The organism is Mesorhizobium sp. M0217 (assembly GCF_040321955.1).
GTDB lineage: Bacteria > Pseudomonadota > Alphaproteobacteria > Rhizobiales > Rhizobiaceae > Mesorhizobium.
This window is the reverse complement of record NZ_JAMYSN010000001.1, coordinates 1-21,206: the sequence shown is the minus strand read 5'-3', so window position 1 is coordinate 21,206 and position 21,206 is coordinate 1. Positions and strand designations below refer to the sequence as shown.

Sequence of the window (21,206 nt, the reverse complement as noted above, 5' to 3'; positions counted from 1 at the left end):
CCAAGGGAATGCGCAGTGATGAGCTACAATGGAAAGAAAGTCCTGGTGACCGGCGCGGACGGATTCATCGGTTCGCATGTCACGGAGGCGCTTGTTCGCAACGGGGCAGATGTCACAGCCCTTGCCCTTTACAATTCCTTCGACAGCCATGGATGGCTAGACGATCTGCCGGACACCATCCGCAGCCAGTTGAGGCTCGTCCGTGGTGACGTCCGCGACAGTGCGTTCCTTAACCGGATCATGCGCGGCCAAGCCGTGGTTTTTCATCTGGCGGCGCTTATTGCGATTCCATACTCCTACGCCGCTGCCCAGTCCTATGTGGAAACCAACATCTTAGGCACGGTGAATGTCCTCGAAGCGGCGCGCCTGTGGGAGACGGAGCGGGTGATCCATACCTCGACGAGCGAGGTCTATGGAACTGCCCAAACCATGCCGATCGGCGAAACACACCCCCTGCAGGGACAGTCACCGTATTCGGCGTCCAAAATCGGCGCTGACATGATGGCGGAGTCCTACGCCAGGTCGTTCGATGTCCCTGTGGTCATCATGCGACCCTTCAACACGTATGGCCCGCGCCAGAGTGAACGCGCCATCGTGCCGACCATTATCCGGCAGGTCCTCGACCCGAAATGTCCTGCAATCATGATCGGGGATACCAGCCCGATCCGCGACCTGACCTATGTCGAAGATACCGCGACAGCGTTCCTGACCGCAGGTCTCGCCCAGCTCGAGTTCGGCCACGCCTACAACGCTGGCAGCCAACGCGCTGCGACCGTCTCGGACGTATTGGCCATTGTTCTTGAGTTGACCGATTGCAAAAAGCCGGTCCGTCGTGATGAAAGGCGCCTGAGGCCGCAAAATTCCGAAGTTCGCGCCTTGCTCGCCGATTCCTCGCGCTTTGAACGTGAGACTGGATGGCGGACACAGACCAGCCTGCGCGATGGGCTGGAGCGAACAATCACGTGGTGGCGCGAGCGCCTTAGTGAAGGCCGGGTACGGCGCGAAGTGGGTTACATGACATGACCCTGGGCGGCCGTCATGCGTTGGCGCTGTTGCTGGCTGCCGGTGCCATATCTCCCAACATCTACGTTGCCGGCGGCCGTCAAAGCAAGGCAGCGGAGGCGGCGGCCACAGCGGTTGTGGACAACCTGCCGGGCTATGTGCACGAAACAAGGGATCCTTGGTCTGGCATGGTTTTCGCACGGATCACCAGACCGGGCGTTCTCGGCCGGGCAGGTGTATGCGGGAAGAAGTACTGCACCCACCGTTACTCAAGCGCACAGGCTTGGAATGCCGACCAGAGCCTGCTCCTGATCGCCAATGGTTGCGGTGGCCTGTGCTTTCTCGACGGACAAACCTACTTGCCTTTGTTCCACCGCAACCGCGCTACCGAATGCGAATGGCATCCCACTGATCCCGAGTTGATGATCTGCGTCGGGGGCCGGCAGATTGCGACATGGGCGCCACGTACCGATCATGAGGACGTCGTGTTTGCCTCCGCAGCGTACTCCAACCTCAAATTTGGACCCAACAAAGGCAATCCGAGCCGCGACGGCAGCCGGATTGCGGTGCGTGCAACGAACAATGACGGCAGAGCGGTGGTCTTTGGCTACGATCTAAAGCTACGGCAGAAATTCCCCGATATCGATCTTGCCGAATTCCCGGGAACAACCGGCTCCTGCTCAATCTCACCACTCGGAATCAACATATTGTGTTCCCAGCAATTACCGGACGGAATCGAAGCGAGTTTCGTCTTCTCCATAGACGGCATATTGCGCCAGAAGTGGATGGAGCACCATCGACCAGGCCATGGCGACATGACGGTCGATTCCGACGGAAGCGAAATCTATGTCGGGATCAGCAAATCGGATCCTGACAAATATCAGGTGATCAAGCGCCGCTTGGCTGATGGCAAGGCTACCTCGCTGATGAAATATGGCGAGGCCATGCATGCGTCACTCAGGTCGCTCGGCAGGCCCGGCTGGGTGTTTCTGAGTTATGGCGGCACGCCAGCCGAACTATCGCAGCACCCGGATTGGGCGCCTTACGCTCAGCAAGTCATTGCGCTGCGTCTAGACGGCAGTGGAGAGGTCCGCCGTGTCGCAGACACGCACAACGCGCCCTTCGACTACTGGAGCGAGACGCATGCCTCTCCGTCTCCAGACGGCACCCAGGTGGTCTGGTCCAGCAACTGGGGCGTGCCCGGTGGCCCGGTATACGATTTCGTTACTCGTGTTGAATGGCCTTTGAAGCCGGTGTTCGACCGGAAGGAGATTGTCGCAAATGACCTTCAGTAGACGATACGTTCTTGGCGCAGTCGTGATGATGTCGCTAACCTCGATGGCTTGCGCAGGCGAGGTCGAGCCCTATCAACTGTCACCTGGCGATACGGTCGAGATAGGAATAGCGCCGATCCCTGATCGGACGCAGCGCGCCGTAGTCCAGATGGATGGCAATATCGCCCTTCCGGAGGCGGGGATGATCATGGTCGCAGGCCTGACGGCGTCTCAATTGCAAAGGCGAATGCAAGAGCTCTTGCCAAGCAAGATTTTTCACGTGCGTCTGACTGACGGGCGGGAGCAGACAGTTACTGTCGAGCCCGACGATGTCACAGCAATCATAGCGGACTATCGCCCGATCTATGTAACGGGCGATGTGCTCACCCCAGGACAACAGGCCTACCGTCCGCTCATGACTGTACGGCAGGCGCTGGCCGTTTCCGGCGGCTTCAGTTTTTTGCGATCACGGGCGGGCCAGGCCGGGCCTGATCCGGTCGATCTCAAGCGCGATTACGAAATGCTCTGGGGAGATTACACGAAAGAATACCTTCACGCTGCCCGCATTCGCGCCGAGCTTCAGGGCCAGGCGGATTTCGACAAGAAGACACCACAGGGATCACCTCTTTCGCCGAGCGTTGTAGCCGCGATGGCTCAGGCTGAAGCAGAGGCGCTAAAGGTTGCGCTGAGTGATTTCCGGCAAGAGCAGGATTTTCTGGAGAAGGGCCGGACGGACGCTGCCGAGCAAATTGGCGTTTTGCAGAAACGCGAACGAGTCGAGGGCGAGAGCGTGAAGGCGGATGAGCAAGATTTGGCGCGAGTGACGAAGGCATTCGATGCAGGCAATCTGACCAACACCCGGCTCGCGGATGTCAGGCGCGCGTTGCTTTTATCTTCAAGCGGCGCGCTTCAAACCTCGGTCGAACTGATGAGGGCGCGGCGCCAGCAGGAGGTCTTTGTCAGACAGCACGAACGCAACGACAATCAAAGGAGGATTGGCCTGCTGACGGATCTGAAGGACACCAACGCCCGGCTGGCGGATGTCACCGCCAGGCTCCATGCCGCCAGCGAGAAGCTGCAGCCGACCGGAGCATCCACACAGCCATTGCCGATTGCCGGCGAAACGGTACGGGCCCAGGTGACCATCGTGCGCAAGATCGGCAATGAATGGCGCAAGCTGTTGGTTGACGAAGATGCGATTGTGCTGCCGGGGGATACTCTCGAAGCCAGATTCAGCAGTGAACTGCAAAGTGTGGCAGTCCAATAGGGCGTCAGCGCAGTCCGTGCGGAGCTTACTGTTCTATCGGGGGGGCAACCCAATTGAACGGAGATCCAAGGTGAGGCGCATTTTCAACCAGGGAGCGACCCTGACACCCTCAACGAACGCGGATCAGATGACGCAGTCTGCAAGTTATGCTTCCCATATGCCGTCAGCGCGAATTGTGCGGTCCAGGTCGCGCGCCGGTGAGTCCGGAAATTGGCAGGAATTTACGTCCAGCAAGGAGAGCAATGCGCAGGGCGGCTGGGTGTCGGACGGCTATAGGACCAGCCATTGCGCGCCCGGCTACGGCCTACATTACAACAAAACGCACAGTTCCGGCTATTATGGCGCGCTTTGGGAGAACATCGAAAAGCCCCTGATCCTCAACGTTCTTCGCCCCTTGAGCGGAGCGAGCCGAAACTGCCTCGATTTCGCATGCGGAACAGGTCGCATCGCCGAGGTAGCCGCCGGCCTCTTCAGCGAGGTGGTTGGCGCCGACGTTTCCAGAACTATGCTCGACAGCGCTCAAGTACCGCCCAATGTGAGTTTGCGTCACGTCGACGTGACAAGGGAGAAGTTGGGTATGACGTTCGATGTGGTAACCGCATTTCGTTTTTTCCTGAACGCAGAGGATGAACTGAAATGGCATGCACTGAAAGCGATCAATGAGCACCTGAAAGATGGCGGGCGGCTTGTGTGCAACGTTCACATGAATGCGACGTCGCCCGTCGGCCTGGCGTGCCGGCTGCTCAATCGAGTGTCTGGACGCACAATTCGCCACACGCTGAGCGCGGCGAGGTTCAAGGCCCTCCTGACTGCCTCGGGATTCACCGTCGAGCAGACGATACCGTACGGTTACCTGCCTCGGCCGGGAAACCTGTTGCCAGGGTTCTGTGAAATGATGATGCAGCCTGTCGAGAAGGCCTGCAGAAGGCTTTGCGTTCCTGGCCAGCTGGCGCAACACTTCCTGGTTGTTGCGAGGAAGCGCTAAAGCGCGAAAATGTCCCGAAAAAGGGCAGGGGGTGGTTTTCTTGGGCCGCTCCGCCCGGCATGAAGCCCCGCCCAAATACCATGGAACGGCAGTTTTCCCCCGATTTGACATGTGGGTTCCGGGTTTCTGAGGGCAGCGCCACGATTTTGCTACATTTTGACTAAAGTCCAAGCATGTTAGTGGGGCGTAATATTAGAAGGCTAAGGGGATACGCTCCTGAACAGCAAGAGATTGTCGGTGCCCAGTGGGGCCAGTGAGCTTGCGCAACGATCTCTCACGGGAGGTCGAAGCCTATGAACCCTGGTGGAAGGAGTTCGTCGGATCTGCGAGGCGCAATGCTTGGGACCGTGCCTGGCCTGGTAGGCGTCGGCATCTTCTCGGCAGTCATAAACCTTCTCGCCCTGACCGGCTCGGTCTATATGCTGCAAATTTACGATCGCGTTTTACCTTCGCAGAGCGTTCCGACGCTTGTCGGGTTCACCATCGGAATGCTGGGTCTTTACGCTGTCTACGGGCTGCTGGATTTCGTGCGGCTGCGCCTGCTGGTTCGAGTGGGCAATCGTGTCCATAGGAATTTGAAGCAGAGGGTGTTCGGCCTCTCGCTGTCCTTGCCGCTCATTGGCGGGCAGGATGCGAACCGGATACAGCCCCTCCGTGATCTCGATCAGTTACGCGGCTTCCTTTCCGGAATGGGGCCGACTGTTATATTCGACGCTCCGTGGATTCCATTTTACCTGCTGATCATCTATTTCCTGCATCCTGCGCTCGGTCTGTTGTCCACAAGCGGTGCGATCATTGTCGTGCTGCTCACGGTCATGGCGGAAGTTCTTGGCCGCACATCGGTGACACGCGCGTCCGAGACGCTGGTGTCGCAACGCAATCTCGCCGAATCCGGACGCCGCAACGCGGAAGTCGTACGCGCGATGGGCCTTTCCGCACGGCTTGCCCACCGCTGGGGCGAGATCAATAACGCATATCTGCGGCACCAAGAGAGGCTTTCCGACGTCGTCGGCGCCACCGGGGCACTCTCTAGGGCACTGCGTTTGGCCTTGCAGTCCTGCGTTCTTGGACTGGGTGCCTACCTGGTGATAGGAGGCGAAGCCTCGCCAGGTGTGATCATCGCATCCTCCATCTTGCTGGGCCGCTCATTGGCTCCTGTTGACGCCGCTATCGCGAACTGGCGAGGCTTCGCCGCGTTCCGGCAAAGCTATTCGCAACTGGCAACGGCGCTGGCCGCTTTTCCTGACCGGGACGAACATATGGAACTTCCGCGCCCCCAAGCGGAGCTTGCGGTCGAGGACCTGACCATAGCGCCACCGGGCCAGCAAAAACCGACGGTAGCCAATGTCAACTTCCGCCTGGCTGCAGGGACGGGAATGGCCGTTGTCGGCCCGAGCGGCTCTGGCAAAAGCACGCTTGTGCGCGCGCTGGTGGGCGTCTGGCAGCCACTTCGCGGCACGGTGAGGCTGGACGACGCCTCGCTTGACCAATGGGACCAAGAACACCTTGGAGCACATATTGGCTACCTGCCCCAGGACGTCGAACTGTTTGATGGAACGGTTGCCGATAACATTTCGCGATTTGGCGGGAAGGGCGACGCCAAGGGCGTGCTGGCAGCTGCCAAGGCAGCGGGCGTCGACAAAATGATAATGCGATTGCCGAACGGTTTTCAAACACGCATGGGCGAGGGAGGAACAGCCTTGTCGGCTGGACAGCGGCAACTCGTAGGGCTTGCAAGGGCACTTTACGGCGATCCGTTTCTTGTCGTTCTGGACGAGCCGAATTCAAATCTGGACGTCGATGGCGATACCGCCTTGGCCGGCGCGATCCTGGCAGTGCGCAGACGTGGAGGCATCGTCATCGTAGTTGCGCACCGTCCTTCTGCCCTTACCAACATCGACAGGGTACTCGTAATGTCCAATGGGATGCTTCACGCCTTCGGCTCACGCGAGGAGGTCCTGGCCAACGTCATCCGCCCCTTTGCTGCGCCGGTTGAACGCCCGGCAGCGGCCGTCGCGATGCACAAAGGGGTGAGCGGTCACGCATGAGGAATATTTTTTTGTCTGAGGCGACGATGGCTCCATCGGCCCCGATCGGCAATGGGAGCCGGCGCAACGCGATTTCGGGCACGCGCGATGGAATCGGGGCCAACCTGATCCTGGGTGCGGCGGTCACGGTTATGTTGCTTGCCGGCGGCGGGCTCTGGCTCGGTCTGACCAAGATTGCTGGCGCGGTAATTGCGCCGGCGACCGTGGTGGTCGAGAGCAACATAAAGAAGGTGCAGCATCTGACGGGCGGCACGATAGGTGGCATCTTCGCGCAAGACGGGGATCATGTACGGGCCGGCGATGTGATGGCACGGTTGGACGACACACTGACACGAGCCAATCTGCAGATAATTAGCAAGGATCTTGATCGGGCAACGGTTCGGCTTGTGCGGCTGGAGGCAGAGCGGCAAGGCCTGTCGGAGATGCAGCTTCCGTTCAGCCTTCAAGCGCGAATGGGCGAGCCGGAGCTGGCTGCGCTGGTGAACGGCGAGCGCACGCTGTTCGACAGCCGCGCTACGGCCCTCAACGGGCAGAAGGCACAATTGCAAAGCCGCTCAAAGCAACTCGAACGCCAAGTTGAGGGCCTCAAGGCGCAACAGACCGCGGAAGAACAATCCGTGGTCCTGCTGGATGGCGATCTTGTCGATGTACAGGCGCTTTTTACAAAGAAACTGGTGTCCAAAGAGCGACTTAGCAACATCAGACTGGATGCCACCCGGGCGCACGGAGAATCAGGGCGCCTCGCGGCGGCAGTTGCCGAGGCGCAGGCCCGGATCAGCGAGACCGAATTGCAGATTCTTCAGCTCGATGAACAAAGGCGTAGTGACGTAACGAGCGAACTTCGTGAAACGGAAGCCAAGCAAACCGAACTCAGCGAGCGCAAGGTTGTGGCACAGGACGAACTGGCCAAAAACACCATCCGCGCGCCGCAATCGGGAACCGTACAGGAATCTTCCATTCACACGATCGGCGGCGTGATTGCCGCGGGCGAGGTTCTCATGATGATTGTCCCTGACACCGGCAACCTTGTCGTCGACGCGCTGATTGCGCCGTCGCGCATAGATGACGTTCGTCCAGGTCAGCGGGTCTCGATCCGGTTTCCGGCTTTCGACGCCGGCACTACGCCTGCCTGCCAAGGGTCTGTCAAGCGCATCTCGGCGGACCTGATAAAAGATCAACAGCGCCAGCTTTCTTATTTCTCGGCGCGCATCAATGTCGAAGACAAGTCCACCTGTCTGACCGATGCCAAAGTGCTCAAACCCGGTATGCCAGCGGAGGTTCACATAAGTACGGACGAACACAGCGTCTGGTCTTATCTGCTGAAGCCGCTTACCGACCAGATGTCGAGGGCTTTCCGGGAATGACATGGCGGCTGTGAGCGGTCGACCGCGGGAACACGGCAGGCGTGCTTGCTGACATATTAGGGTAGGCGACGTGATGCCACAGGGGTGACGCCTGCGGCCGACGCGCGAGGCTCGTCTGGGACATTGTCCCGGCTACAAGGATGCCCCAACAGGATTTTCCTGGCCGCCTCACCAAGTCCTGCCCCGACAACAGCGTTAGTGTCCTGTCATCTTTTGCGCAACAAACAGCGCATACCGTTCCACGATCATCGACATGGGCAATTGCCTCACGAGGAGAGGTTCTTTGCTCCTACGACGCGGCGAGGGCCCTGCGGCGGACACGGCGTGCGGCATGCACCGTTCGGTCTGCAGTCACCGCTACATTTGCCACGTCAGATGTATGCGGCAAGGCGTTCGCGCTTCCATGCGACCTCTTGTAGGGCAGCAATTCCCTGACCCGAGCATTGACCGAGGCAATCTCGACCCGCAAGTCCTCGCATTCCTGCCGTCTCACATCGAGTTCAATCTGATCGGACGCCTGCTGCATGGACAGCTGTGCAAAATCTGCGGCGATCTTGGAAAGGTTCACCTTGTTGGTTTCGGCCTCCTCGGTGAGTGCGGCCAACCTTTCGTCGGTCACCTGTTTTTCGGCCAGGGCGTCGCTCCATTGTAGCTGGAGCCTGGCGATCTCGGCCGCGGCCTCGTTGTTTGCGTTTGAGGCGAGTTCGAAGCGCGATTGGAGACTTTGAATTTCTGAGCGCAATCCTCGGTTCTCAGCCTGGCAGCGTTTAAGCTCGCCATCCATGTCCGCCTGCATAATCCTGGCTGCTTCGGTCACCTCCCATAGCTTCGCCTGCGCAACCTCGAGTGAGGTGTGCAATTTGATTGCCTCTTTTTCGCTCTTGCCGAGCGCACTCAGCATTTCGGAATTTCGCGCAGCTTCGTTGGCATGGATCGTGGAGAAGGCATCCAGCCTATGCCGTGCCTCTTCCTCCCGCTTCATGGCCTTTTCCAGGTCAATAGACAGGCTCACATTCTTTTCACGCAGCTGTTTGTTCTCTCGGGAGCGCCTGTCGGCCTCGACATTTGCGGCGGCAAGCATGTTCGTGAGGTCGCCAAATTCCGCTTCGTTCTTTGTGGTGGTGTTCGCCGCTTCGACCAGCTCCAGCCTTGCCGCGGCCAACGCGCCACGGAGCACTTCACACTCCTGAACAAGGCTTGCCTGGCGCTGCTGCAATGTCTCGACGGTGCCTTGACGCTCACAGTACCGTCTGTTCAGGTCATTGAGTGTTTCCGACAAGTTCCTTTGATCTGCGATCAGATTTTGATTCGCCAACTCCAGTTCGTTGGCACGGAGAATGTCCGCGTGAAGGATGTGAAAAAACTCGGACGTCAGTTGACATGTGCTTGTAATTTCGGAGATTTTTGCGTTGATCTCCTCGAAATGGAGCTTGGCATCGTGGAACAAGCCGTTAAACGAGCTCACGGCAGCAATTCGGCTCTGCGTATGTGAGGTCATCCGATGCGCTGGTATCGGCGAGCTATCATCGTCGTCGCCGGCACCGTCCTCGCTTGGTACGCTGTCATCCTGTTCGTTGTTTTCGCCTGCCATGTTTGGCACGTCGGCGACATCCTCCAAATCGAGGCACTGGTCGACAGCGTTAGCCAAGTCAGCTTCGAGATCGTCGAACGACCTCTCCACATTGTCCTCGGCGCGTCTGATCAAATCCCTGAACTTCATGACTTCATCCCCTGCAGCCGCATGCCCGGACCATTGAGGCACGAGGACTGAGATGCTTTTGTATCGAGAGCTCAACTCAGCGTCTTCGTTCAATCAAACGATGCCAGGGCGCCGGCGCCGCGAGGAGCCGAGAGCTGCGATCGGAAGGCCCTACATCGGTCTAGGTGCCTGCTGACTTATTCTTGAGGACTGCGCGGCTCCCCTTCTTGCCATCGTCTTGGCGTCAATGGTGTGTTGCCTGGGCACATTAACAACTCAGGTGCAGAAGCCCCGACGAACGGCCCGGCACAGCCTCTTGTGGGGCGCATCAGGCGGCCGGGCCTAACCGGCGGTTGAGTGTTTTGGTTTGCCGGCTGACTCACCATGCGACATTGGCGAGGCAAGCGCATCATTCGAACGAATTGGGGACCGGCCGCCTGGCCGCTCAATCGCACTAAGCTTCCGTTGCCGGAGCTGGCGACGAGGTGCTTTGCCTTGAGCCTTGGTATCTACATACGAAGCGGCAATACGCGCCGATGGAGCAGTGGTCCGACCCGTCAAACTATCGCTGCAAAATGCGCGGCGGAAGGCATCCGAGGATATTCTCCGTTCAGCGGTAGGAGATCGAACGCGGGCGATCTTGCTGAACTCCCCAAACAATCCCGGCGGATATGTGTTCGGCAAGGAGGATCTGGAAACCATTGCCACATTTGCCGAGCGGCACAATCTATGGATCATCAGCGATGAGGTTTACCGCAGCACAGTGTTCGACGGCGAGTTCCTCTCAATAGCATTCAGTCCCGGAATGAGAGAGCGGACGATAATTGTGAACAGCCTGTCGAAGTCTCATGCAATGACCGGCTGGAGGCTAGGGTGGACGCTTGGGCCGGTCTCGGCATCAGTTCATCTGGAAAATCTTGCGCAATGCATGCTCTTCGGATCGCCGACCGTATTCAGGATGCCGCAGCGGTGACTCTCGATGAGGCGGTGACGCAGAGATGCGTTTCTTTTCGGACGCCCTTCTGCCGTTGATGTTGACCAATGCTGTGCGGATGTTCGCCGGGGATATGCGTGAACCTTATCGTCCGCTGCGGCGCTCAATTTGCTTGGGGTTCTTGGAACCGTTCCGAACTTTCTCCTTGCGCCTCCGATCGAGTTGCGCGTGCTCATGCGGGGCGCTGAGGTGTCTCGATCCGCAGTGGCGCGGCCATTATGCGACGATCAGCTTAGTTGAAATTTGTCCCCAGCGGACGGGAACGACGCTTGGCCATGTTAGTTGATGTGAATGGAGCAGCTAAGAAAAGATCTGGCATTGCTTACGCGACCCGGCTTCTGGATAGCTTTCGGCATTTTGTTGCTGCTTTACGGGATTCAGGTCTTTTTTCTAATTCGGGCATGCCAATGCCTTTAGCCTGGAACATCGATACCCCTAGCTGGAACGCGGTCTGTCCATCTCCCGGCGGCTGCGCCGATAGCGTTGATCAACGATATATTCATTTATAAGCCTGCTATTCCCGGGGATGCCGAGGTTGGCAGCGCCTGCATCGTTGACTACGCACGTGGCGCTCCCCTCAAGGTAGGTGGTTACCATTCTCGCGCAGCCGGTGAGCATTGGAGCCCGCACTGTGTTGGACGTGCGCTCATGCGTCGGGAAATTTCTTATAGACAGGGGAGGGTCTGTCAGGCTGGAAAATCACAAGCTGCCCCGCGAATGAGGAAGCAAAAAAGGTGCAAGACCAGATCGATTTCTTCCAGGCAACTCGGTCCTCGCATCATCGCCGATCAGCGGCCGTACCGTCGAGAACCAAAATGCGCACGATCTCAGCCGGTCGGCTTCGACCAAAACATGCGGACTACCGGACGGGGACAGTCGGTGCCGCGTCCCATCCTGTGGCCGGCGCTATGCTGACGCTCCTACGGTATCCCGTTCACCGCCCGCGCAGGAGGGCGAATTTCCTCCGTCCTGCGCGCGACAACCGTCCACTGTTGCGGCCGCACGCAGGACTGCGGCTTATACGCCGTTCTTCCTTTGAGCGGCGTCCAGTTCGCAGGGCTAAATCACCATTGGTATGCAGACGAGCCTCTCGGCGTCTGGACAGAGATCAATTGCGCTTTGCACCAGGGTTCCTGGATCGTAAGCTCCAAACACGCTGCAGTCGCCTGATATGGTCCACTACGTTGGCCGGCTCATACGGCTTCGCAAGGTGCGGGCCTTCCTGACAAAGGTCGCCCGCCGCGATCGCAGTTCGTTCTACTGCGGCGGAAAGCACTATTTTGACCTCGGGCTTGTTCTCGCGAACCCACTTCGACAGTTGGAACCCGTTCATGTTGCCCGGCAGGTCAACGTCACACAAGACGGTGTCGACACCGAACTCCGCATAGTTCAACGCTTGTTGCGCCTCACGTGCGAAATGGGCCTCAATCACCCTGTAGCCACAGTGGCGGAGATAGTCCGCGATGACGCATCGGGCGATGACGTCGCCGTCAACCACGAGGATCGTTTGGCTCTGTTGGTTCGGGGCTTCCATTGACGGAGAACGGTCAGCAACCGGCAGGGTTCCACGCATCATGACCTGCGCGGGATGCCGACCGAAGATCGCGGCGAGATCCTGCACGAAATGATCCCTGCCGGCGGGCGCATTCAATTCAGCGGAGCGATGCCGCACTGGTGACGCCGTCTACCACCTGGTCGACGAGACGGGCTAGAAGACATGGTCTCGAAGCTCAAGGGCAGCCCATATCGCAGCGGCAAACGAGCGCTTGGCGCAAGATCAAGTGCTTTGAGGAAAAGGAAATGCAAATCATCGGTGCACAGCGCGAGCGCGGCAAAGCTACCCAGGTGATCATCGCTGAAAAGGGCCTCTATAAAGGCGGCGCACTCGTCAACTTCAGTGCCGATGAGCGGCAAGCGCTTTGGGATCGCGTCCAGGGCAAGGTTGGCGGCCCGGTCCCGAAGGGGCATAAAAAGGACAAGGCCGAGTGGCTGAAGCCCGGACTGGTTGGCTGGGTCAAGACCCTCAAAGGCGAAGAGAAGCTGCGGCACGCAAGGCTGCTGGATTTCCGGGAGGATGATGCAAATGGCCATGCCTAAGAAAGATCAGGAACGCGCCACCTACGCTTGGATGTACGGCGCCCAAGCGCGCAAGGATGGCAAGGAGCGTGAGGTGCCAGCTGGCTGCAGGGCTTGACGGTGTGGCGATGGACGGTTTTGGCAAGACCAAAACCGTCAACGACGAGATGGAGGCCGAGGTCGACGAAGCCGCCGTCGAGCGCCCCGACGAATACCATTTGGTGTATGAATCTGTACGGTCGTTTTTGATTGAAGAAAGGGTTTCGGCGGGCCTATAAAGATTGCGTTTACCATTGCCTTTTTTGGGAGGATGCGATGGTTGCAACGCCCATAGATATCGCTCAAGCGGCCACTGCGACTACGGCTACCTTGCTGAAGTGGCAGAAGTCCATGGAGGAACGCGCCACGTTTCGCCAGAACATGGATCAATCGCGCAGGGCGATCCAAGCCTCACGCGAACTGCTGAAGCGCCTTCGCCAACGTCATCGCGACGAGATGTCGGAAAGTTCGGAAAATGCCGACCCGTCTACTGCGCCGATATCGCAACGCGCCGGCAGCTAGCGGGAGGCGACCAGAGCCGATGTGATGGGGAAAGTTTCACTGGCCGTTCCTTGGGTGGGCAGGCAAGTTAAACTTTGTCAACGAGCGGCCTTTTTCGCGCTCGCGGAAGCGCCACGTTGCTTTCGACCAGGCGCACGTGCTCGGCGTCGACAGTCACCAATGGCCGGAGGCTGACGGTTACCTTGTCCCCGTCGATGCGTGTGACAGGGCCGATCAATTCCATATGCTGGCCAATCACAGCCTTCCAAGTCGAATCGACAACAGAATGCGGGAAGTCGTAGGAGGGGATCGTCACGCTTATGCGATCGGGCGTCACCCGGCCGCGCACAATCGCCGTGACTGCGACCTCGTCGCCAACTTTGATACTTCCCCGAGCCATGCCCAAGACTTTGGAGCAGCCGGCGCCGGCGTCAAGATGAGGGGGAGCTAATAAAACCCCTCCGCGCCGCGATTGTGACGCAGGGCGATCCGATCGCCGCCAGCGACTTAGCAGACCAATTGACGACAGCGGCCGAGAAGCCTGGCATCCCTGCCGACCAAATCAACGGCGAAATCGAAAGCGTCTTCGAACTGTGAGAGAGGGCCGGGGCTGTGGCCGCTGGCTTGCGGTTAATATCGACCACAAGCTGAATGGGCGAGGCGACGAGGTCATCAGCCTTGCTGGTTCCGACGTCGACGCGCTTGTGATCCCCACCGATGAAGAGAGAGCCGTGGGGATCCAGCATCTGTGTGCCTCAAGCTTTGTCGCTCGTACCCTGAGCGCCGAACCTGATGCTAATCGCGCGGCGGGTGTCTCGACCTGTCAAGAGTTCGGCGGCAGCAGCATGGTCCGATAGCCGGCCATCAAGGCGATCAAGGTTGCTGCAACCAGCGGCAACCAGAACTTGGTCGGTCCGGCAAATACTGCCAGCGATGCGCGGGGATGCCGTCAGCACCGTCAGGAACCAGACCTCCCACGGGTTGAAACCGCCCATGGGTCAATCGTCCGGTTTGGCAACAAGGGCCAAGATGATCGCTGCCGCAGCCGTGCGGCAAGACATTTGCGGCGGTGTTCCTCCGGCAACGACTTGTTTCAGCTAGTTGTGGAGGTGCGACAATTGAAATCCGGGCTGGCGTTCGACGCCGGATAACAGCGATTCCGCCGATCGGAACATGTCCTCGAATTCCAACTCGTTTTCAAACACCACGCCGCCGACGCTGATGGTCAGCGTGTCCGCGGTTCCTTTTGGCGCGAAATAGGCTTGGGCCACGCGCGCCCGGATACGGTCGCCGATCTCCCTGGCGTCGTCTTCTGTCGCACCGGGCAGAAAGACCCCGAACATGGAGGTTCCGATCCGGCCCACCAGATCTTCCTTGCGTACCGATGACTGGATGGTCGAGGCTATGAGCCGCAAGGCTTCGTCACCCCAGCCAAGGCCGAAGCGCAGATTGATGGACCTGATGTGTTCGGGATGAATGACCAGAAAGGCGCCAGATCTTGGACCAGACGATTCCGGCCTGGTTGCTCTCCTTTCAACCATCGACGTGAAGACTGTCCGGTTGAGGCAGCCTGTCAGGCTGTCAAAGGTCGCCGACTTGTTGAGTTCTTTTCGATAACGGACGAGCTCGGTCCGCTGCAGTCCAATGAACAGGAAAAGTGGGCCACCGACGATGACCGGCAACAGGATCGCGGTGACCATGCTGCGGCCGAAGGGCGTCAAGGCTTCCGAGAACAGAAGCAGATAATTTAGGCCAACCGAGAGGAGCAGAATTCCCGCCGATCCCAGGGCAGTCAGCCATGCGATATCTTTCCATTGCCGGGGCGAGCTATTCGCCATTGGTGTCATCATTAGCCAATCTCCCGCCTGATCGGCTGTCATAAGGCCAAGGTGCTGCACTTTCAGTTTCGAGGAAACATACAATTTTAGTAATGGCGCAATCACCTACCATCGGCCCGAAATCAGCCCTTCAAAAGCAAGGCTACGGCGGCAAAAGCAACGACACCGAATTATCGGCTATTGCGGCGGGCCGAATATCCCCATCTGCGCGTCTCTGGCCACTGCCTCCGCCTTGCCATAGATTCCACTCGCCAAGGCCGTCGCCCAGCCATTGGAAACAAGCCACGCGCCGACATCCTGCTTGCCCAAGCTGCACGGTGCCGCAATGGCAAAACGATCGATTTCCGGCGGCACGACGCATTTCAGCGCCCGGCCGCGCAGCCAGGAATTGAACGTCGCGCGCGCACGCTGGCCGCAAGGCCAGGCGATGCCACGAAAGGAACAGGTCTCATCCAGGTCAATGCCTTGGATCCCGCTGATGGCTACCTTGCGCCCCATCGATTTGAAGGTTGCCGACGAGGTGGCAACCGGTTGGTACAGCAGGACCTCTTTCCAATCCTTTGGCATCCGCATCCCTGCAGGCGAAGCCAGACCAAGGTCGCTGAGCGGCGGGCGCGGCTCGACCCGTTCGATTTGCGCCGGATCAAGCTGTGGCGGCGCGATAAGGTCCTGAGCAATCTTGCGTGCCCGTCCTCGCCATGGCGTATTGGCGACGGTCGCAACTGGTCGCATTGCCTGGCTATGATCGATGGATTGACGTGGCGCCGGCCGATTGTTCGGAAGCAGATCTGCGGCCCGGATGATCAACAAGACCCCTGCCAGGAGGAGCAGGCTTCCGAGCGCTATCAAGCGATTGTGCCTCAGCCAGCCCATCAACTCAAGCAAGGTTCCTTGCCCCTCAATACCCCGATGTCGATTTGGCGACCAGCTTGAGTGCACCTTTTTGAACCTGGTAGAAGGGCATGGATCGCTCACTGGAGCCATCCGCCCGAAACCGGAACAGGCCGGTCGATCCGCGAAATCCGCTCCGATTTTCGAGCACCTGCTTGCTGAAGCCGTCAGGCCCGGCCGAACTTGCAATTCCTGCTGTCAGGGCGACCATATCATAGGCGTAGGCGACATTGGCGTCGGCTGGATAATTGTAGGTCGTCTTGAAGCGGTCGGCGATCGGGCCGGTTTCGGTTGGGTCGAGCGTGGCGATGTAGGACCCTTCAAACAGCGGCTCCATCGGATGTTCCAGCCAGCGGTTGGTTCCAATGACGGCGACTGCTTTTCCGGGAATGCCTTTCGTTTTGAGCGCCGCAAGGATCTGCGCCGGATTGTCGTCGCCGCTGGCGATGATGATGGCATCGGGAGCCTCGACCAGCGAGCCCGCATCATTGACCACTTTGGTGCCGCCATCGCCGGCCGGATACGGAATGGTGACGGCGAGTGTCGCGCCATAGATGCTGAGGCTGTTGGCGACCCGCTTTTCAACCACGCCGGCATTCGCGCCCGCCGCAACGAGCAACACGAACTTCTTGCTGCCTTTGGCCGCCAGGCCGGCTGCGCCCGCGGCCGCGCTGTCGGCCTCGTTGAGGCGCACCGCATAGACGCCCGGGCCGCCGGCGAAATTGTCGGCCAGCGCCAGCACCGGCGGTCGCTTCGATCCCGAGAGCTTGGCTATGTGCTGCGCGGCCGCGAGTTCGACCGGGCCGATGACGATCTTAGTTCCAGTCGTGATCGCCTTCACCGCCAATTCGCTGGCGTGCGCGCTGTCGCCCTTGGTGTCCTCGACCGTGACCGTGAGCAGGACATTTCCAAGGTCGGCCATCGCCAGCTTGGTCGCATCGAGCATCTTCCTGCCGTTTTCGCCGGCGTTGCCCGGGGCCGACAAAGGCAGCAGCATCGTGACCTTCGTCGATCCCGTGCCGAGCGATTGCGTCGCCTGGGCGGGACCGGCAACAGCGCCGGCGGCCGGCGCTCCGGGTGCGGCGATCGCCGCCGGGTCGAGCGCGTCCGAGACGCTGCCCTTCGACTGGCAGCCCGACACTATGCCCGCGAACGCAAAGACGATCGCCCACGTCCACGAACCGTGTCGCTGCCGGCCAGAATCCATGATGCCTCCCTCATATCCCGCCGGGTATTTGTCCCGGTCTCATCCGTTCATCTTACGGCAGACTTGCCTCGCCGTCTTTGCAATTGCTGGATTTTGGCTCAGCCGTCGAAAAGTCTTGCCCGGAGCGCCTTGATCATTCTGGCTTGCCCGGCGCTTCGATAGTCCGTGCATTTCATGTATCGCGGGCCCGGCACGAACAGCCGGCGCACACAAATCCGCCTCGCCGGGGCAGGGGCACCATCGTCTCCTGCTGTCGGGAATGCGGAGAATCCGAACGTCGCCACCGGTAGCGGGCCGGCCACCGCAAAACCTTCTCTCGCCAGGATTGCGCGCGCATGCCGGCAGTAGCGGACCGAAAGTTCGGAGAACCGGGTTTCACCGTGCCCGGCGCGATATTTCATGACGGTCGTGCAAAGATCGCCTTCGGCAAGGCTGTTTGCCTGCGCCAGATATCTGACGCCGAGCGCGATGTTGGTCGCAGGGACCGCGAGTTCGTCGAGCGAACCGCGAAAGCCAAGCATTCGCGCCGTCGCCGGCATCACTTGCATCAACCCGACTTCACCATCGGCGCCGTGCACATCGGGATCGAATCCGCTTTCGATCTCCATCACCGCGTGCGCCAGCACCGGCTCCAGGCCGTAGAGCGATGCCTGGCACGTCGCGAACGCCTTGAATGTCTCGCGCGTCCATTCCGGAGCGAAATCGCAGCGAACCGGCCGCGTCAAGCCGGACGGAGCTTGCTGCTCGAGGGCAGGTCGTTCCAGCCAGTTGGCACGGGCTTCAGGGGCAAAAACGGCCAGTGCGATCGCTCCGGCAATCGCTCTCGACAATCTTCCACGGGCGATCATCGTCAGCCTGTCGGCGCGACTTGATCCCTTTCGGTCAGTTCATGTACTCGACCATGCGGTCGTGGAAGCACTCGCACTTGTTGAGCGTGTCCTCGTCCTTGTAGTTCGTCTTGAGGTAGCCATAGGCCATGCCGCAGGCGACCTTGGCTTCCGACGCCCAGACGAAGGCGGGGCGGGACGAATTGATCCATTCCGAGCTGTTGGCGACGGCCACCGACTCGTCCATCAGCTTGACCACCTGGACCTTGAGATCGACGATGTTGTCGTTCAACACCAGGTTCGATGTGCCGACGGTCCGGCAATGGTCGGCCACCGGCCCGTCGATGATGTCGGCGGCATAGCCCGTCGATCCGACTGCCAGAAACAGCGTCGCAGCGGAAACCAACAGTCTTACGGAACGTTTCATGATGAGATCCCCTCTGTATTCCTAATCTCTAATACATAGCATAGTCGCGTGGCCCCGCACCATGCTCCTAGACCACGTTTGCCGTTGTCGTATGCTGCGTCACTCCGTCATCGTAGAGCAGGGTGATCGTGTTGGCGACGGGTGCGTTCGTCAAGGTGGCCACGTCCACGAAATTGGCGCCGTTGGCCAAACCGTCGGCGTCGACGCTGAGAGTGTTCGTTCCCGCATTGTAGTTCACGAAGTCGCCGACATTGGCCCCTCCGGCGGCTGTATCGAACAGTGAGGTAAGGTCGATGATGTCGCCATGGCCGCCGACACCGCTGTAGTCAGCGATAAGATCTTTGATGTCGAGGTGCTCGAGCTTGAACGTATCGACGCCTATACCACCGGTGAGCGTGTCCTGACCGGAACCGCCGATCAGCAGGTCGTTGCCGTCGCCGCCGAACAATATGTCCGCTCCCGAGCCGCCGTAAAGCGTGTCGTTACCGGAGTTGCCCGACAAGGTATCATCGCCGCGTCCGCCGGAGAGGATATCAGCCTGGAGATTGAGTCCATTGAGGGTGTCGTTACCGTCCTCGCCGAGCAGCGTGGTTTCTGTCGCGGTCGTGGTGTGAGTGTCCACGCCCGAAGTTCCTTGCCAGGTGCTGAGATCGGGCGAAAGGTGTGCCGTCACTGACCCGGCAATTGGGTCGCCGTCACCGTCGGTCGCCGTGACCGGGATCGAGATGTCGAACGGTGTGACGGCGTTGGCGGTCGTGTAGGTGACCGGGCCTAGCTTGAAGTCATTCGAGCCTACATTGGCCGAAATTTCGATTGCGCTGAACGGGTCCGAATTTGCAACCACGGTAAAGGTGTCGCCTTGCGCGAGACCGGTGATCGTCCACGTTCCGTCCCCATTGTTCGTTGCGGTCGGAGTAGCTCCGCCGGAGCCGTTGACGACAGTGACCAAGGCGCCGAGGGCCGTGCTTTCGCCGGTAACATCACCTATGTAGGTGTTATCATAGTCGGCGTTGACCGGGCGGATCGTTATCGAAACCAGGCCCGGTCCCGAGACATTGCCAATCCCCTGTGTATAGCTAGCCACCTCGTAGTGATCCGTATAGTGGGTTCCCGCCCCGATGCCCGCGGGGGTTCCGGCGATGGTGCCGTCGGTGGTTGCATTGCTGACGAAATCGAAGCGGATCTTCTCACCAGGGCTGATGCTGTTTCCGCCATCGACGCCCCAACTGCCTGTGCTGGTGTTCACGAAATTGGGGCTGTTGGCGGTTGCAAGCAGGTCGCTGGTTGAGCCGATGGAGTCCAGGACAATCGCTTGGTTGTTGCCGCCGCTTGGCGAGAAGTTCGCCGTATTGAACTGGTTGCCGGCAAACATCGTCGCGGCCTGGGTGTATGTCCAAGTATCTGTCGCCGGGTTCAGGGTCGCCGTGAAAGCGAGGTCGCTGCCGTTCGCGGCCGAGGTCCGTCCCTCCACAGTATGCGTATCGACGACGTGGAAGAAGACCTGCTCGCCATTCAGGAATATGTTTGTGCTGCCTGATGTGACGGCCGCGCCTTCGGTCACGTTGAACACGACATTGCCAACGCCGTCAGCACCGGCGCTCGCGGCAAAATTGATGCTCTCCGTCAGCACCGTATGCGTGGTGTTTTCCACGAAGATGCCATCCGGCTTGAATGGCAGCGGAACGTCGTCCAGGACCGTCAGATTGACCGATCCGGAAACATGATCACCGCTGGTGTCGGTTGCCACCACCTGAAGCCCGTTGATGGTGACGTTGCCCGAGCCGGCAAGATGCTGGAGCTGGTCGGTCAGTGTCGCGGTAACGACGGGTGTCAACGAACTGTTGGCGCCGGCGCTTGTGTTTGACAGCGCCAGATAGACGAATGCGCCGAGGTTCACGCTGCCGGCCGTTTGTATCAGACTGCCGACGAGTTGGTTGCCGACGAGCGCCCAGCTGATTGTGTATCCAGAGGCTAGGCCAGAAACAGTCGGCGCCACCCAGTTTGGATCGCCGGTCGGGTTGGCGAATGCAACATTAATGGCTTCGCCGGTCGTGGTGAAGGTGATGCCGCTGATTGCTTGCGCCGTCTCGCCGCGACTGCTCGGATTGGTGCCGGTCACGGCCCCAGCTTGGAGATCCGCGGGCGCCGAGGCATCGAGCGTAGTGTCGAGCGCGGCTTCGTTCAATGTCAACGACGCTGTCCCGCCACCCGATGGAACGGTGTTGGTCTGCACATTCAGGGTCACCGTGGCCGTCGAAGTGTCGCCGTCACCGTCCTTGATCGTGTATGTGAAAGAGTCCGAGCCGATATAGATGCCCGTCGGCGTGTAGGTGAACGTTCCATCGTTGTTGTAGACCACCGTGCCGTGGGCGCCGTTTGTCGTTACGGTCACTTGGCCTGGCGTTGGAGCATTGTCCGTATCGACGCCGTCGGCGCCAAACACGTCATTGGTCAAGAGACCGGTGAGGATTGTGGCGCCGGTGACGGTCAGGCCCCAGGTGTCATTGTTGGCGGTCGGCACGTCGTCGACGATGTCGATGACGATTGCCGCCGGAGCCGAGGACGAGGTGCCGTCCGAGACGGTGAGCGAGAAGGTCTCGGTCTCGGTGACGGCGGGAACGTCCGTGGTCGGGCTGGTCAGCGTGTACTGGTAGGTCGCTACGCCGGTTACGGCGTTGTAGCCGGTGATCAGCAGCGTGCCGTGGTCGCCCGGGAAGGTCGAACCGTTGAGGCTGCCGATGGCAACCGTGGTGCCGCCGATGGTGAC

General features: G+C 59.6%; 20 protein-coding genes. 10 read left to right on the top strand and 10 right to left on the bottom strand.

Features of this window, described 5'->3' with window-relative positions; all coding sequences use genetic code 11:
- The first annotated feature begins 18 nt into the window (after positions 1 to 18).
- The 6 genes from NKJ18_RS00100 to NKJ18_RS00075 all read left to right on the top strand — a co-directional run bounded on the left by NKJ18_RS00100 (position 19) and on the right by NKJ18_RS00075 (position 7,940).
- Positions 19 to 1,023 carry an SDR family NAD(P)-dependent oxidoreductase gene (locus tag NKJ18_RS00100; RefSeq protein ID WP_023753034.1) on the top strand — a complete coding sequence of 335 codons (1,005 nt, stop codon included), beginning with the start codon at positions 19 to 21 and terminating at the stop codon, positions 1,021 to 1,023.
- Entirely contained in the window at positions 1,020 to 2,297 is a 1,278-nt protein-coding gene (locus tag NKJ18_RS00095; protein WP_023753035.1) for a hypothetical protein, read from the top strand. The genes NKJ18_RS00100 and NKJ18_RS00095 overlap by 4 nt, the downstream gene beginning before the upstream one ends.
- The gene (locus NKJ18_RS00090; protein ID WP_352757593.1) at positions 2,284 to 3,543 is read left to right on the top strand and encodes a polysaccharide biosynthesis/export family protein; all 1,260 of its coding nucleotides are present in this window, start codon (positions 2,284 to 2,286) and stop codon (positions 3,541 to 3,543) included. The genes NKJ18_RS00095 and NKJ18_RS00090 overlap by 14 nt, the downstream gene beginning before the upstream one ends.
- Before the next feature lie 70 nt (positions 3,544 to 3,613).
- Positions 3,614 to 4,528, top strand: a complete 915-nt coding sequence (locus NKJ18_RS00085) for a class I SAM-dependent methyltransferase (protein ID WP_023805942.1) — start codon at positions 3,614 to 3,616, stop codon at positions 4,526 to 4,528.
- A 335-nt stretch (positions 4,529 to 4,863) separates the two neighbouring features.
- Positions 4,864 to 6,576 carry a type I secretion system permease/ATPase gene (locus NKJ18_RS00080; protein WP_023737037.1) on the top strand — a complete coding sequence of 571 codons (1,713 nt, stop codon included), beginning with the start codon at positions 4,864 to 4,866 and terminating at the stop codon, positions 6,574 to 6,576.
- A 26-nt stretch (positions 6,577 to 6,602) separates the two neighbouring features.
- Positions 6,603 to 7,940, top strand: coding sequence for an HlyD family type I secretion periplasmic adaptor subunit (locus NKJ18_RS00075; RefSeq protein WP_352757870.1), 1,338 nt, complete (start codon positions 6,603 to 6,605; stop codon positions 7,938 to 7,940).
- A 289-nt stretch (positions 7,941 to 8,229) separates the two neighbouring features.
- On the opposite strand, the gene NKJ18_RS00070 is transcribed toward NKJ18_RS00075, so the two are convergent.
- Positions 8,230 to 9,660, bottom strand: coding sequence for a coiled-coil domain-containing protein (locus NKJ18_RS00070; RefSeq protein ID WP_023821907.1), 1,431 nt, complete (start codon positions 9,658 to 9,660; stop codon positions 8,230 to 8,232).
- A gap of 481 nt (positions 9,661 to 10,141) precedes the next feature.
- Between NKJ18_RS00070 and NKJ18_RS00065 the strand changes: the two genes are divergently transcribed.
- Entirely contained in the window at positions 10,142 to 10,612 is a 471-nt protein-coding gene (locus NKJ18_RS00065; RefSeq protein WP_081726094.1) for a pyridoxal phosphate-dependent aminotransferase, read from the top strand.
- Between the two features lie 1,129 nt (positions 10,613 to 11,741).
- Here NKJ18_RS00065 and NKJ18_RS00060 read toward each other — a convergent pair.
- Positions 11,742 to 12,254, bottom strand: coding sequence for a response regulator (locus NKJ18_RS00060; RefSeq protein WP_023753040.1), 513 nt, complete (start codon positions 12,252 to 12,254; stop codon positions 11,742 to 11,744).
- A gap of 179 nt (positions 12,255 to 12,433) precedes the next feature.
- Here NKJ18_RS00060 and NKJ18_RS00055 point away from each other — a divergent pair, with 179 nt between their 5' ends.
- The 3 genes from NKJ18_RS00055 to NKJ18_RS00045 all read left to right on the top strand — a co-directional run bounded on the left by NKJ18_RS00055 (position 12,434) and on the right by NKJ18_RS00045 (position 13,270).
- Positions 12,434 to 12,730, top strand: coding sequence for a hypothetical protein (locus NKJ18_RS00055; RefSeq protein WP_352757590.1), 297 nt, complete (start codon positions 12,434 to 12,436; stop codon positions 12,728 to 12,730).
- Positions 12,731 to 12,837: 107 nt separating this feature from the next.
- Positions 12,838 to 12,987 carry a hypothetical protein gene (locus tag NKJ18_RS00050; protein ID WP_023815062.1) on the top strand — a complete coding sequence of 50 codons (150 nt, stop codon included), beginning with the start codon at positions 12,838 to 12,840 and terminating at the stop codon, positions 12,985 to 12,987.
- A gap of 37 nt (positions 12,988 to 13,024) precedes the next feature.
- Positions 13,025 to 13,270, top strand: a complete 246-nt coding sequence (locus NKJ18_RS00045) for a hypothetical protein (RefSeq protein ID WP_023714697.1) — start codon at positions 13,025 to 13,027, stop codon at positions 13,268 to 13,270.
- Between the two features lie 410 nt (positions 13,271 to 13,680).
- Here the strand turns inward: NKJ18_RS00045 and NKJ18_RS00040 are convergent, their stop codons facing one another.
- The 8 genes from NKJ18_RS00040 to NKJ18_RS00005 form a co-directional block, all read right to left on the bottom strand.
- Positions 13,681 to 13,995: a hypothetical protein gene (locus NKJ18_RS00040; protein WP_352757588.1), complete on the bottom strand. Its 315-nt coding sequence runs from the start codon at positions 13,993 to 13,995 to the stop codon at positions 13,681 to 13,683.
- A 9-nt stretch (positions 13,996 to 14,004) separates the two neighbouring features.
- Positions 14,005 to 14,244, bottom strand: a complete 240-nt coding sequence (locus NKJ18_RS00035; RefSeq protein ID WP_352497624.1) for a hypothetical protein — start codon at positions 14,242 to 14,244, stop codon at positions 14,005 to 14,007.
- A gap of 102 nt (positions 14,245 to 14,346) precedes the next feature.
- The gene (locus NKJ18_RS00030; protein ID WP_023691474.1) at positions 14,347 to 15,099 is read right to left on the bottom strand and encodes a GGDEF domain-containing protein; all 753 of its coding nucleotides are present in this window, start codon (positions 15,097 to 15,099) and stop codon (positions 14,347 to 14,349) included.
- A 165-nt stretch (positions 15,100 to 15,264) separates the two neighbouring features.
- Positions 15,265 to 15,972, bottom strand: a complete 708-nt coding sequence (locus NKJ18_RS00025; protein ID WP_352757586.1) for a thermonuclease family protein — start codon at positions 15,970 to 15,972, stop codon at positions 15,265 to 15,267.
- Positions 15,973 to 15,985: 13 nt separating this feature from the next.
- Positions 15,986 to 17,185, bottom strand: coding sequence for a type 1 periplasmic-binding domain-containing protein (locus tag NKJ18_RS00020; RefSeq protein ID WP_352757584.1), 1,200 nt, complete (start codon positions 17,183 to 17,185; stop codon positions 15,986 to 15,988).
- A gap of 98 nt (positions 17,186 to 17,283) precedes the next feature.
- Positions 17,284 to 18,033, bottom strand: a complete 750-nt coding sequence (locus NKJ18_RS00015; RefSeq protein ID WP_023736103.1) for a lytic transglycosylase domain-containing protein — start codon at positions 18,031 to 18,033, stop codon at positions 17,284 to 17,286.
- A 34-nt stretch (positions 18,034 to 18,067) separates the two neighbouring features.
- Entirely contained in the window at positions 18,068 to 18,439 is a 372-nt protein-coding gene (locus tag NKJ18_RS00010) for a hypothetical protein (protein WP_023736102.1), read from the bottom strand.
- Positions 18,440 to 18,506: 67 nt separating this feature from the next.
- Positions 18,507 to 21,206 (bottom strand): Ig-like domain-containing protein (locus tag NKJ18_RS00005; RefSeq protein ID WP_352757580.1); only part of this gene is annotated, 2,700 nt, incomplete at its 5' end.

Excerpts from the sequence above, each read along its gene's own strand:
- NKJ18_RS00090 (WP_352757593.1), top strand. The coding sequence starts at position 2,284 with ATGACCTTCAGTAGACGATACGTTCTTGGCGCAGTCGTGATGATGTCG.
- NKJ18_RS00045 (WP_023714697.1), top strand. The coding sequence starts at position 13,025 with ATGGTTGCAACGCCCATAGATATCGCTCAAGCGGCCACTGCGACTACG.
- NKJ18_RS00040 (WP_352757588.1), bottom strand. The coding sequence starts at position 13,995 with ATGCTGGATCCCCACGGCTCTCTCTTCATCGGTGGGGATCACAAGCGC.
- NKJ18_RS00095 (WP_023753035.1), top strand. The coding sequence starts at position 1,020 with ATGACCCTGGGCGGCCGTCATGCGTTGGCGCTGTTGCTGGCTGCCGGT.
- NKJ18_RS00080 (WP_023737037.1), top strand. The coding sequence starts at position 4,864 with ATGCTTGGGACCGTGCCTGGCCTGGTAGGCGTCGGCATCTTCTCGGCA.
- NKJ18_RS00070 (WP_023821907.1), bottom strand. The coding sequence starts at position 9,660 with ATGAAGTTCAGGGATTTGATCAGACGCGCCGAGGACAATGTGGAGAGG.
- NKJ18_RS00015 (WP_023736103.1), bottom strand. The coding sequence starts at position 18,033 with ATGATCGCCCGTGGAAGATTGTCGAGAGCGATTGCCGGAGCGATCGCA.
- NKJ18_RS00010 (WP_023736102.1), bottom strand. The coding sequence starts at position 18,439 with ATGAAACGTTCCGTAAGACTGTTGGTTTCCGCTGCGACGCTGTTTCTG.
- NKJ18_RS00050 (WP_023815062.1), top strand. The coding sequence starts at position 12,838 with ATGGACGGTTTTGGCAAGACCAAAACCGTCAACGACGAGATGGAGGCC.
- NKJ18_RS00055 (WP_352757590.1), top strand. The coding sequence starts at position 12,434 with ATGCAAATCATCGGTGCACAGCGCGAGCGCGGCAAAGCTACCCAGGTG.
- NKJ18_RS00020 (WP_352757584.1), bottom strand. The coding sequence starts at position 17,185 with ATGGATTCTGGCCGGCAGCGACACGGTTCGTGGACGTGGGCGATCGTC.
- NKJ18_RS00075 (WP_352757870.1), top strand. The coding sequence starts at position 6,603 with ATGGCTCCATCGGCCCCGATCGGCAATGGGAGCCGGCGCAACGCGATT.
- NKJ18_RS00035 (WP_352497624.1), bottom strand. The coding sequence starts at position 14,244 with ATGGGCGGTTTCAACCCGTGGGAGGTCTGGTTCCTGACGGTGCTGACG.
- NKJ18_RS00100 (WP_023753034.1), top strand. The coding sequence starts at position 19 with ATGAGCTACAATGGAAAGAAAGTCCTGGTGACCGGCGCGGACGGATTC.
- NKJ18_RS00030 (WP_023691474.1), bottom strand. The coding sequence starts at position 15,099 with ATGATGACACCAATGGCGAATAGCTCGCCCCGGCAATGGAAAGATATC.